At 50.2% G+C, this 11,624-nt stretch carries 10 protein-coding genes; 4 read left to right on the forward strand and 6 right to left on the reverse strand.

What is annotated here, in order from left to right; translation table 11 throughout:
- The coding region (locus HGT1_RS17030) for a hypothetical protein (RefSeq protein WP_176251161.1) at window positions 1–519 on the reverse strand (519 nt) is incomplete at its 3' end.
- Window positions 520–537: 18 nt separating this feature from the next.
- Complete coding sequence (gene mobC, locus HGT1_RS17035; RefSeq protein ID WP_176251162.1) at window positions 538–924, reverse strand: plasmid mobilization relaxosome protein MobC; 387 nt, start codon at window positions 922–924, stop codon at window positions 538–540.
- Between the two features lie 655 nt (window positions 925–1,579).
- On the opposite strand from mobC, the gene HGT1_RS17040 reads away from it, so the two are divergent.
- Window positions 1,580–2,593: an adenine-specific methyltransferase EcoRI family protein gene (locus tag HGT1_RS17040; protein WP_176251163.1), complete on the forward strand. Its 1,014-nt coding sequence runs from the start codon at window positions 1,580–1,582 to the stop codon at window positions 2,591–2,593.
- Window positions 2,593–3,672 (forward strand): DUF262 domain-containing protein, encoded by a 1,080-nt coding sequence (locus tag HGT1_RS17045; protein ID WP_176251164.1) that lies wholly within the window; start codon window positions 2,593–2,595, stop codon window positions 3,670–3,672. The genes HGT1_RS17040 and HGT1_RS17045 overlap by 1 nt, the downstream gene beginning before the upstream one ends.
- An 894-nt stretch (window positions 3,673–4,566) precedes the next feature.
- On the opposite strand, the gene HGT1_RS17050 is transcribed toward HGT1_RS17045, so the two are convergent.
- Complete coding sequence (locus tag HGT1_RS17050) at window positions 4,567–5,211, reverse strand: recombinase family protein (RefSeq protein WP_176251165.1); 645 nt, start codon at window positions 5,209–5,211, stop codon at window positions 4,567–4,569.
- A 462-nt stretch (window positions 5,212–5,673) separates the two neighbouring features.
- On the opposite strand from HGT1_RS17050, the gene HGT1_RS17055 reads away from it, so the two are divergent.
- Together HGT1_RS17055 and HGT1_RS17060 are read left to right on the forward strand one after the other, a co-directional pair.
- Window positions 5,674–6,324, forward strand: coding sequence for a ParA family protein (locus HGT1_RS17055; protein WP_176251166.1), 651 nt, complete (start codon window positions 5,674–5,676; stop codon window positions 6,322–6,324).
- Window positions 6,324–6,581, forward strand: coding sequence for a hypothetical protein (locus HGT1_RS17060; RefSeq protein WP_176251167.1), 258 nt, complete (start codon window positions 6,324–6,326; stop codon window positions 6,579–6,581). Before HGT1_RS17055 ends, HGT1_RS17060 begins: the two co-directional genes overlap by 1 nt.
- Window positions 6,582–8,482: 1,901 nt before the next feature.
- On the opposite strand, the gene HGT1_RS17065 is transcribed toward HGT1_RS17060, so the two are convergent.
- From HGT1_RS17065 to HGT1_RS17075, 3 genes are all read right to left on the reverse strand, one after another.
- On the reverse strand, window positions 8,483–9,817 hold the full coding sequence (locus HGT1_RS17065) for a hypothetical protein (RefSeq protein ID WP_176251168.1): 1,335 nt from the start codon (window positions 9,815–9,817) through the stop codon (window positions 8,483–8,485).
- A gap of 648 nt (window positions 9,818–10,465) precedes the next feature.
- Window positions 10,466–10,759 (reverse strand): hypothetical protein, encoded by a 294-nt coding sequence (locus tag HGT1_RS17070; protein ID WP_176251169.1) that lies wholly within the window; start codon window positions 10,757–10,759, stop codon window positions 10,466–10,468.
- A 180-nt stretch (window positions 10,760–10,939) separates the two neighbouring features.
- Complete coding sequence (locus HGT1_RS17075) at window positions 10,940–11,299, reverse strand: hypothetical protein (RefSeq protein WP_176251170.1); 360 nt, start codon at window positions 11,297–11,299, stop codon at window positions 10,940–10,942.
- Between the last annotated feature and the right edge of the window lie 325 nt (window positions 11,300–11,624).

Below are 11,624 nucleotides of genomic sequence, written 5' to 3' on the forward strand. Positions count from 1 at the left end.
TGCTTCCTGATATTTTGCGTCCAGGTCACGCTCTACAGCTGCTTTGTAGACAAAATCGTTATGTCGGCCTGGCACCAATTCCATTCCGAAATCGACTTCGCACATGCGGCTGACAAGCTCGTCCCTTTTCTTAGAACGGAAAGTGTCGACAACGCGGCCCTGGGCATCTTTACCAGAGACAATCTCATGGTAGTGGCTGCGCAGAACTCCGTCCCGGCCAACTTTCTCATGCTTCACGAGCATAGAAGGCGCATCGACTGGGATGCCAAACTCAGCTCGCATAGCCATTCGCATATGCTGGAGCTGTTCTGGCGTCAGATCGACATCTGATGTGTAGATCGCGTGAATTAAGCCGGACTTCCTGCCGTCTTGGAGCGCGATAGCATCCTCGAGTTCAAGTGCATCGAAATCGCCCGCGATGAGCTGCACGGTCTCGTTCTTGCTTTGAGTGAGCATGTAATCAGCCACGTCGCCGCCTTCTCCGGCTGCGATGGTCTTAGTTTTGATAAACGTGCTCATGAGGAAATGACCCGGCCGTTAGGAGCCCGGATCGTCTTCCTGTTTAGCCGGCTTCGTCTGGACTAACCCGAGCTGCTCCCCCAGCAGCGCCTTGGGTTCGCTCCAGCGTGCAAGGCCGATCTTGATCGCTTTGAAGATGCTTGCGAACTCATCTGAACTCAGCTCACCGCGTGTATTCGCAGAATTAGCCAGGTGTGTGGCTTGGTTCAGGTTGGTCGCAATGCCAGTCAGTTGGCGCAAGATGTCCCGCAGGACAGTATGCGACGGTAGCCGCTGGCAAGCCTCAGGGCCTAAGACCTGAGAGCGCACCAGGTCGGCGGCCGACACGCGCTGCGCATGAGCCATTTCATGCAAGCGAGTGAATTCAGCGTCTGTCAGCAGCATCTTAAAGTGTCGTGTGCGCATCTTTCTTAGCTCCTAAAATCGTTCACGATTTTGGGGCTGGAGGGGATCAAATGGGGAGGTGCAACCTCCCCTTTGCAGGTGTGGAATATGACCCGCAGGGGCATGTTCCTCCCACCTGCTCATCTCACAGGCACCAAAATCTCTATGCAAGTTGTCGATCTGGAGAAAAATGCAAGCTTCGCAATGATTTGATACAGAAAGCAGGATCTAAGATCAGGACGCTGGAAATCAGAAAGCGGGTGCGGAGGAGGCAATATGTATCGACGACAAGCCCGGTTTCTCTTCACATACTGGTCGGTCTCTTGCGGGGAAATTTGGTCACCTGAGGCCAGCCAGTGCCACATCGACACTTGGATCCTCGCTCACATTCATGGCCTGTGATGCCGCTCGGAACCTGATCCACGGTGCGCGTCACTGTCCGGCCGCAGTCCCAGCATTTTAACTCAATTTGGGTCGTCTCAGGCGTGAAAAGGAGATCTGAAACAGTCATCTCTATGTAAAGGCATAGAGATCAGACAGAGGACAGTCCCCGATGCCTGCGGCACCTTCCCCAGGATTTTCTGTGAAAGATAGGCAAGGAGGGGGCTGGTCAGAATGTGGTTCATTTGCAAGCAAGACCTGTTTAGGGTCCTGAAGAAAAGGCTTCGAGGCACAAATGGCGAACGAAAATTTAGGTCTACAGCAGGCACGGCGGAACAAGCGAGATGAGTTCTACACACAACTACCTGATATCGAAAGAGAAATGCGTCACTATCGCAAGTTCTTTCGCGGGAAGACCGTATACTGCAATTGTGATGACCCTTTCATCAGCGCGTTCTCAGAATACTTCACCAAGAATTTCGAGTTCCTTGGCATCAAGAAGCTGATCACTACCTGTTATCGAAGCCAGGAGATCAACCTCTTTAGCCGGAATGACTCCGAGCAGGCGATCAAGCTGGAATATGAGGGTGGTGCTACAAATAGCCTGCCGTCCTCTTCCGATATGGGTGTTTCCGTTCTCAATGGGGATGGCGACTTCAGAAGCGACGAGTGCATAGAAATTATGAAAGAAGCGGATGTTGTTGTCACCAATCCGCCCTTCTCTTTGTTTGGAGAGTTCGTCAATCTGCTGAACGCCCACGACAAAAAATTCATCATTATCGGCCACCAAAACGCCCTAACATATACTGCTGTCTTCCCACTTTTACGGGCAAACAGGATCTGGCTTGGATACGGCTTTAAAAGGAATATGGCGCATTTCATTGCGCCTCATTACGAAGATACTGCGTCTGATGCGGATCACAAAGCAGGCATGATCCGAGTTTCGGGAGTGGTTTGGTATACAAATGTCGATCACAATAAGCGGCATGAAGAAATGATCCTCGTTCGGCGCTATCATGGCAATGAAGCGGCGTATCCTCGATACGACAATTATGATGCTGTCGAAGTATCCAAAACCCAAGATATCCCCATGGATTATAACGGCGCGATGGGCGTACCTATCACGTTTATGACGAAATATAATCCTGAACAGTTCGAAATTGTCGGAGCTACGGAGAGTGAGGGTACCGGGGCCTCGGCTGGCTTGTGGGATAAAAGTAGTCGCGTCCCTCAGGCCATGGTAAACGGAGCCAAAGTCTACAAGCGGATTTTCATTAGAAATTTGAACCCCATCGAAAGTGATATTTAGTGCAGATTGAACATGAGAGCGTTACTATCCGAGAACTGACAGATGGGTATGAAGACAACGACGAAGCGGGAGTTATCGGCCTAGGCGGAAAACTTAACATTCGCCCGCCATACCAACGTGAGTTTGTCTATAATGAAAAGCAGAGAAATGCCGTCATCGACACAGTAACGCGTGGTTTTCCTTTAAACACAATGTATTGGGCTGTTATTCCCGATGGCTTCGAAGTCATCGATGGTCAGCAGAGAACAATTTCTATCTGCCAGTATATTGACGGCGTCTTCTCGTACAAAGATCGGTATTTCCATAATCTTCAGGACGACGAAAAAGAGCATATCCTAAATTACAAACTGACTGTCTATAAGTGTGAGGGCACGGACAGTGAGAAGCTGGATTGGTTTCGCACCATCAATATCGCGGGCGAAAAACTTACAGATCAAGAGCTTAGGAACGCTGTATATGCTGGATCATGGACCGCCCATGCAAAGCTGCACTTCTCAAAAACACAGTGTGCTGCGGCTAGGATCGCCGATAAATACATGGATGGGTCCCCCATTCGACAGCATTATCTCGAAACCGTCATTTCATGGATCAGTGCCGGAAAAATCGAGGATTACATGGGGCAGCATCAGCATGATACAAATGCAAATGCTCTCTGGCTCTATTTTCAGCGTGTAATTGGATGGGTGGAAGCGACTTTTCCTAACTACCGACGTGAAATGAAGGGACTGTCCTGGGGAGAACTATACAATAAGTACGGTGAAGATGATCTCGACCCTGCGGAGCTTGAGACAAAGATAAAAGCGCTCATGATCGATGATGAAGTAGGGCGTCGGAAGGGCATCTATGAATACCTTCTAGGTGGCGACCAGAGGCATCTTAACATCCGCACTTTCTCTGAGGGCGACAGGAGAGCCATGTTCGAACGGCAGGCCGGAGTATGCCCAACTTGTAAGGACACGTTCCAGCTGACCGAGATGGAAGCAGACCACATCACGCCGTGGAGCGCAGGCGGGAAAACCGATATCTTGAATGGACAGATGCTTTGCAAAGAATGCAATCGCCGGAAATCTAATATCTGACTTGAGTGGTCACTTTAATTGATTGCGCATGAGCGACGCTGACCAGGCACTTGGGGTAGCCCATCATCAAAACGCCTTAAGTTATCCGGATAATTTAAGTACCCGATATTATCCGGATACTCTTTTGGAGGTGGTTCATGCAGAAGCAGCGTGATGGTATCCGGATAATTAAATTATACGGATAGTATCTGATATTATTGATACTTCCTCCGCTAGTGCGAAACGTGTGTGATGAGCTTCTAGGTTGCCGTCATGTAGTGGCCCTACGCTCAGGGAGGGGGAAGCGACCCTCTGACCTCCAGTTTGCCAAAAAAAACTGCTGGAATGAAGGACAGCTTATAGTTGCGATGGGCTTCCCACACATCAAATATTTTGTGTGGGAAAATCTCGCAAAATAACTTAAAACCTGCATATCCACGAATAAAACTCAACCCTAAGCTGCGCGAAGTTTGAAATTTTAAGATCTGGAAGTCTAAGATCTTTTTTACTCTGATTACCCTGAGCAAAGCCCCTCTTATTTGTAAGTTTGCCAAATTTGCACACATAGAGACTGCGACGGTTATACCTGAGCAAAGCCTAGGGGGTCGGGATGGAAGCATTCTGGCTCCCGATTACACGTGCGGCGGCTAACAAGTCTTTAGTTTAACCACGACGCATGTTACAGTGAAAGCCTTCCCCAGAAGCTTGAAGGACCAGCCATGGACCTCACGACAAGAATTCTTCGCCTGCTGGGCGAGGCTGCGAAGTTGGCATTCTATCTTCAGAGAATACTGCAACACTTGCTCTAATAAGAGCCTGGGGGCACCGGCTGCGTTTCTTACAGCAGGCGGTGCCCCCAAGTGTCCACTCTTAAATCAATGGTGGACACTTAGTCACCTGACCTCTCGTCAGACATTATTTTCGATAGCCACGAGCGGGAGCGGCACCAAGTTTAAGATCAGCCCTCTCCTTGGGAGTTGGGTTCTTATCTGCAAATGTTTGGTACGGTTCATGCAGTGACAGGATCCGGTATACTGACGAAACCGAACAGCCTTCTCGCTTAGCGACTTCTCTGAGAGACAGGCTGCGATCAATCTCCCATCGGTTCACGATCTTCCACGGCTCGATGCTGGGCTTCCTGCCTTTGTACTTGCCCTCCATCTTGGCTTTCTCGATGCCCTCGAGTTGGCGCGATCTAATCAGGGTGCGCTCAAATTCTGCGATAGATCCAAGCATCTGAAGCATCAGACGGCCGGTTGCGTTGTCTTTATGGCGGGAGAACTCGAGCCCTTCCTTGAGGAACTTAACGACGACGCCTTTCGCAACTAGCTCATCAACGATCTCTTGAAGATCCAGCAAGCTGCGAGCAAGCCTGTCGATGCTGTGAACCTGAACGGTGTCACCGTCGCGAGCATGTCGCATCAACTCCTCTAGCTGTGGCCGCTTCCTAGACTTACCACTGACCTCTTCTTCAAAGATCCGATGGCAGCCGGGCAGCTCTTGCCGCGCTAGGTTCTGCGATCCTGTTGAAACGCGCCGATATCCGATGATTTCTGCCATGCCACTACCCTTTTCCGTTTCTTATGACTCTCAAACTTAAATAAATATACCGTCTTTTAGTTAAAATCGCATTTAAAAAGAACGGTATTTCGACTGTTCGGCGGATTTTCCGCATGGGTATACTCAAAAAGCACGGTATAGCTGGTGACCTCCATATACCGTGCTTTTAAGAACCACCCTAAAAGGACGGTATGGAACGCCCCCTTCGCATACCGTGCTTTTAAGAAACACCCTATAGGAACGGTATCTATATTAATTGGATATAATTATACAAAAATCTAAGTATCTAAAAATATAAGTATCATTTGATATAAAGGTAATATGATATAAGTATCACTTGATATTCTTATTTATATATCAAAATATCTTTGTATACTTGGATATAATGATTGACGTATCATTTGATATATGTATAATGTGATATATAGGTCATATGATATTTGGATACAAAGGTTGGCGAGTATGAAGATCATCTCCGTTGTCACAGAAAAGGGCGGTGCCGCCAAGACTACGCTGGCCTGGCACCTGGGAATTCACCTCGACAACAAGCGCGGGAACCGTGTTTTGCTGCTCGATGCCGACGCAAAGCAGCGGACGCTGTGGAAAACCTTCGATTTCTTTCGGGATGCGCCGCAGCCGATCATCAACGAGGCACACACTGGCAACATCGACGAAAAGCTCGCGGAAGCCAGAGATCTGGGCTTCACGCATGTCATCATCGATACGCCCCCGCATGTTGGGGCAGCAGTAGAGAAGGCAGTCAAGATCGCTGATCTGATCCTCGCGCCGCTTGCTGTGTCGCCGCTCGATGCTCTGACCTTTAACGACACTTATGAAGTGATCCAAGCGAACAAGCGCCCCGGTGCGAAAGCGTTCTCAGTCCTGACACGTGCAGGAACACGTTCTCAGGCTACTGTAGACGTGTTCAAGGAGTTCCTAGCGACCAACTGCCCTGAGCTACCCCAAGCACCTACGGTCATGCATGAACGCGCTGCATACCGAGACTCTATCCAGTCGGGGAAGGGTCTAACTGAAACACGCGATCTGCGCAGCATGGCTGCACGAAATGAAATCATCAAACTTGCCAAATTTATCGAGAAGGAAATCAAATAATGGCCAAGAAGAGCATCCTCGGCGCGACACCGTCCGCAAAGAAGGCAGCCGCTGCACCAAAGGTAGTCACTGAAGAGAAGAAGCCCGTCGGCGCTCCTAAGAAGGGACACGACAAAAAGATCGGCATCTATGTGCCAGCCGAAACGTGGAAAGCGCTTCAGCACCAGAAGATCCAAGAGGAGCGGCCTGTCTCAGACATCGTGAACGCTGCGATCAATGCGTATCTGAAAAGTGTAGGTGGGCCAGAAGCGAAGTAACGCCCCTAGAGAGCCTAGTCTCTAAAAATTAAGAAAGCCCTTATTCTTATAATGAATGGGAGGCTTTCTTAATCCCATCCTCTCTGGAGCCGCCTTCGCATGACCTAAAAGAGATGCCTGAGGGCGTGGGTCTAGGGGTTGGTGCGGCCCGCAGGCGTAGCCGAGGACACGGCCCCTAGACGCTCGACAGCGGGTGTCTCAGGTCATGAGTGCGAAGGGGGGTCAGGAGCGGTTGGGATTGCCCATCCTCTTTGGTGAGTCCGAGCATCTGCCTTACTCCCCAAGGGTACGAAGTTAGTCTGACGATTGCTATGGTGTCACACCCGATTGAAGTACTTTGCAAATTGATGTGATAATCCATATTGTCTAATGAGGTTGAGGAGGAGGTTCCTATTTCCCCTCCTCTCTACTCAATGGATTGTGGGGGTGTTGTCCTTCAAAAATGACACCCCCGCTCTCTTTGCTCACACCTCTTACTTGCGTAACGTTCTGAGATAGATGAACAGGCCAAGTATTGAAGCTAATGATCCGATTATCATCAGAAGCTCTTTCACTAAACCTAGGTCGATAATGATAACCATTCTTCATATTACAGCGTATCGATCTACAAGCACAACAGTTTGAAGCATGCGACAGATGCGCTACCTTATGTCGTGTTGGACTGAAGGAAATCCGTGGATAACTTCCTAAAACAACGGGATTCAGAATAACTTGGATGTATCTATCTCCTAGATAGTCGCTGATGATGATAGCTATTTAATTGGCAGTAGTCTTGCGCTTGGCGTTTTCCCCAGCTTCGTATGGGCGTAAGCGTAGGATTTAACACTCACCGGCATCAGACCCAAAAAACCATAGGCTGAAAGAAGACATTAGCTAAAGGATCCGTAGGTATGACCACTACCCATCGGGAAGTACCAAACCAGCTCTACGGCGACGTTTTTTGGGACGGTCGGATCGCTCGAGCAATCGTAAGAAAGAGAACTCGTTGGGCTCTGACGTGGCATCCTCAATGCGACGCTGACATAGTGCTGCAAAAGGAGTTCAACTCCCCCCAATCGGCCTGCGACTGAGTCGAGCATGAAGGGCTCATCGGCATTTATTATGAGCCTTTGAAACCTAACGGCGGATGCTATGCTGTGGTCCTTCGCTGTCGCAGGTGCCTGCCCGGATGGACAAGGAAACGGAAAGGCCGGGAAGTAATCATTGCCCAACATTTTGAAAGCGCAGATCCACCGTCTCGATCACCAGGAAGAAGATGGGGTGAGGAGCATAGAGATGTACATCTGAAGTTGTACGATGGTTTTTTCCTGGAAGATGACTTCAAACGAGAGTTTGACGCTCTCAAAGATAGATTTCATATTACTGAGATTACAGAAGATAGAGAAGGCTGGTGGTGATCGATTACCTTAGCATATTGCGGCTAGAGGTCCTCCATCTAGACCCGTCTACCGGCGTTTGGCGCACATCCTGCGAACCACTGCAGGCGTCAATCGAGCAGGGAGTGTGGGAGCGATCTAAAGATCGCGATTGATCTTCGATCAATAGATTTCATCCGCTTGACGGAGATAGCTTGCTAGATCTTTGAATGATCGCGCGCCATCTCCTACGTATGAAATCTTATGGGGTGCCTGTAGCAAGCGCTGTGCGCCCCATAAGCGGTGCTCCTGTGGCACGACCACACGTTCTACGACCCGCTTCATCGACAGTCTTAGGGCTAACTGTAAGGTGTTTTTAAATATCCGGCTGCGTGTGAGGACACGCAGCAAGCTGCGTGACTTCATGTCCTTCGCATTCATGCTTCGAGACGGCCTGCGGCCTAAGCATGAAGTGCTCAGTGTCTAAGGTTAGATAGAACATCTTCAAAGAGTCTATCTACTTCGTAGATGTAGACCCTACTTGTCTCACGACGAAATTTCGCCTGCTTTCACCCTTCGATAGTAGGTTGCCCGACTAATCCCCATTGCCTCCCAAGGCTTTGTTTTTGATAGGCTTTTTCCTTCATACTCTTCCCTCGACAGGCCTGTTGTCGAACGCTTTTCATTCTTACGGTCATATTTTTCACGGGTGTCGATCAGAGCGGTCATGTTCTTCATCTCATCACGCTCGATGCCGAGGAGCTCAATCATGCGATCCTTGCTGTAAGTGTAGACCGGCGAGTACTGTTTGCCGTTGTACTCCACGGTCTTCCCGGCTTGGGCGTCCTTGTAGCGGCTCATCAATGTGCTGGCGTGGTTCTTGAGCTCCTTCTCGATATAGTCGCTCGGCAAGATCATCCGGCTGTACGCGACAAGCTCATGATACAACTGACCAGGTGCCACGACGGGAGCGAGATTGCAGCCAAGCAGATGACCGAAGATAGCTCGCTGGCCTTCTTTGATGCGCCCGCCGCGCATACCGGTCAGCGTCAGAATGTCTTCCACTACCTTCCAATGCCAGTCTGTCCAGGCGTGCGTAGACAGACCCGACTTTCTGGCTTTGTAGGCTGCGAATGCCTTAATTTGGGCTGGGCTGTAGTGCTTCTTTCGCTTCTCGAACTCAGCGGCTTCGCGTCGGAATTCTTTGACTTGATCAAACGAGTACTTGAACACCTGGTTGCAAACTTCTTCGAACCGATGCGTGAGGGGCTGACCATTACATTCTGCGATATCCAAGATCTTCGCACGTTCGCCATTCTTAGAATTGACTGTGCCGACGACTCTGAGGATCCGCGAGAGATCTTTGCATGACCTATCAGACCCGAAGCTCTCAAAGCACTCGATGAGACCCGCGAGAAGTGCTGTATACACGCCCGCGAGCTTCCTCGGCAGGGGCTGATCCCACATCCACTTCAGATAGTATCCACGACCGCTGGAAATGATCATCGTCGGTTGTGGAATTCCCTCATCATCACAAAACATGCGGATCGCAGTGACCATCTCGCTATGCGTAAAGCTTGCCGCCCGGATGTTTCGCTTTGGGTCGTAGACATCGAGGTCTACAAAGCCATGCGTGATCGCAGAAATATTGATCGCACGACGGTTGGCCGTAGCAAAAAAGGCCTGGCTCATGTACTGATCGACGTCCTTGCGACAATGGTTCAGCACGAACTCCATTTGTCCGAGCTTGTAAGGTGTCTGTTTCAGACCGTCGGGGTACTTTGTGTTGAGTGTCCACCATCCGTATTTCGGGAGCTGTCGGCTCTCGATTGGATCAAATAAATCGAACTGAAGCTGTTGCGGTTGTCTTAGTGCTCCCAATCCATGCCGTGCTCTTTCCGGTTAGCCGCTGCTCTGCAAACAGAACGCGCACAGGATTGAGCCAAAATTGGCGCAGATTGAGTAGATAGACTGGCCCTGGATAGGTCCTGCATCGATATAATCCTCATCATCTGTGAAACTCTCTCCCGCTGGTTACCAAGCCGTAGAGATCGAGATCCGCTGCCGCTCTGTGGCGACTATGTGTAATGTAGACGATAGAGATGCATATCGCAATAAAATCATGAACCCGGCCACTATATGTCGTTAATTTCCCGTTAACCGGCACAACAAATTGTCAACATTATTGATTCGAAATGGGTTGAGCTTTTCAACATTCACAGCTATATTCGTCTTGTAGCTGATAGAACTCTCAATCCTCGAGCGCCTATCAGTAAAGGTTACCAGGTGAACCCGTCAGTTGAAAAGCTGGCGGGTTTCATCTTTCTAGAGCCAAGTTTTCTTAGAATAATCAGCCCGGTCGCGGCGCATTTGCTCGCATCGAACGAGCCCAGTCCGCCAATGTATCGTTGCCGTCTATAGCAATGGGTTGCGGCCCTGGCGCTCCAGGAGACGTGCTCTGATGCCGTGGCGGCGTCGGTAGTTCGTCGCTCAGCGGTTTCGCAGCTTTAGCAGCAGCGTTGAGCTCTTTCAGCTCATCTCGCTGAATAGCTTTGCTAACTGGTTGCTGTTCGCGACGAGTGTCTCGTTGTCCTTCAGAATCTCGTAGTTTGTTGTCACTATCGTGTCTTGCTGAAGTATCAGTTTCTCTAGCAGCTCGCGTATGTCCATTGTCGCGATCTCGCGTTTCAGATCCGCCTGCGGACGGTCTTGGGCCGGCGCGACGGGTGCTGACGACGAGCTCGTCGTCGTCAGCTCTGGCGGTGGTTTCTTCTCTGTTTTCTGCTGCTCTTGTAGCCTGAGCTCTGCTCTCGATAGCGCCATTCTGAAGCTCCTTTCTTAGATCTTCGAGTTTCTTATTTGCTGCATTTGCAACGCGACTTCGGTTAATCTGCTGAGCTAGCGTCGGTCCTTTAGGTGTCATCTGCTCGCGGATCTTCTTCATGGTCTCAAGCGCACGCATCCCGACCGACCTGCGGTTGATCTTTTGGACAGGCGTCGGGCCTACGCGACTTGATCGACTAACTGTTGGAGCATCGACTTCACGTCGCGGCTCTCGCTCTTCAACTCTCCGACGTCCGTCATCGCTTTGCTGAGTAATGCGAGTATCTGATCCATTGTCTCCTGTAGCGGATCGTCCTCTTTCGGATCCGCTGTCTCGTCTAGTTTCGACAAGATCTCGGTCGTGTCTTTCTTCGTTTGAGTGATCATCTCCCAGACGTGGATCTGCTCCTCGTGGCTCATGCTTTGAAACGTCGCGAGCGTCATCGGCGATGTCTCTTCGTCCAAGCTCGATGTCGTCTCCATGTCGTCCTGGGGTGGCGTCGGCTCCGGATAGTCCGGCATCTCTTCTTCGTAGCTCATCAAAATGCTCCTGTGCTTCGGCAACAAAATCCACGACTTTGTTTGCTTTGATTTTCAGTAATTTGTTTGCGTTTCTTAAATTCTCGCCATCGTCGCCAAAGCTGACCAGGAGGCGGGATCGGCCGCGATCACCCTGCTTGAATTCAGCGCCCTGGAACTGATCCACAAGAGCTGCAAAAGCCTTCGGCTGATCGGGTTCTGGCATCCGTGCGACATTCTCGAGGCCGGCCGTCCAATGATGGATATCGAACTGCTGGCGCTGTGCGATCTTGTCCTCGACAGAGCTGTATCGAGCACGGGCTTTAAGGTGCGCGATAGGCTGGAA

It is taken from the genome of Sulfitobacter sp. HGT1, assembly GCF_013282155.1.
GTDB lineage: Bacteria > Pseudomonadota > Alphaproteobacteria > Rhodobacterales > Rhodobacteraceae > Sulfitobacter.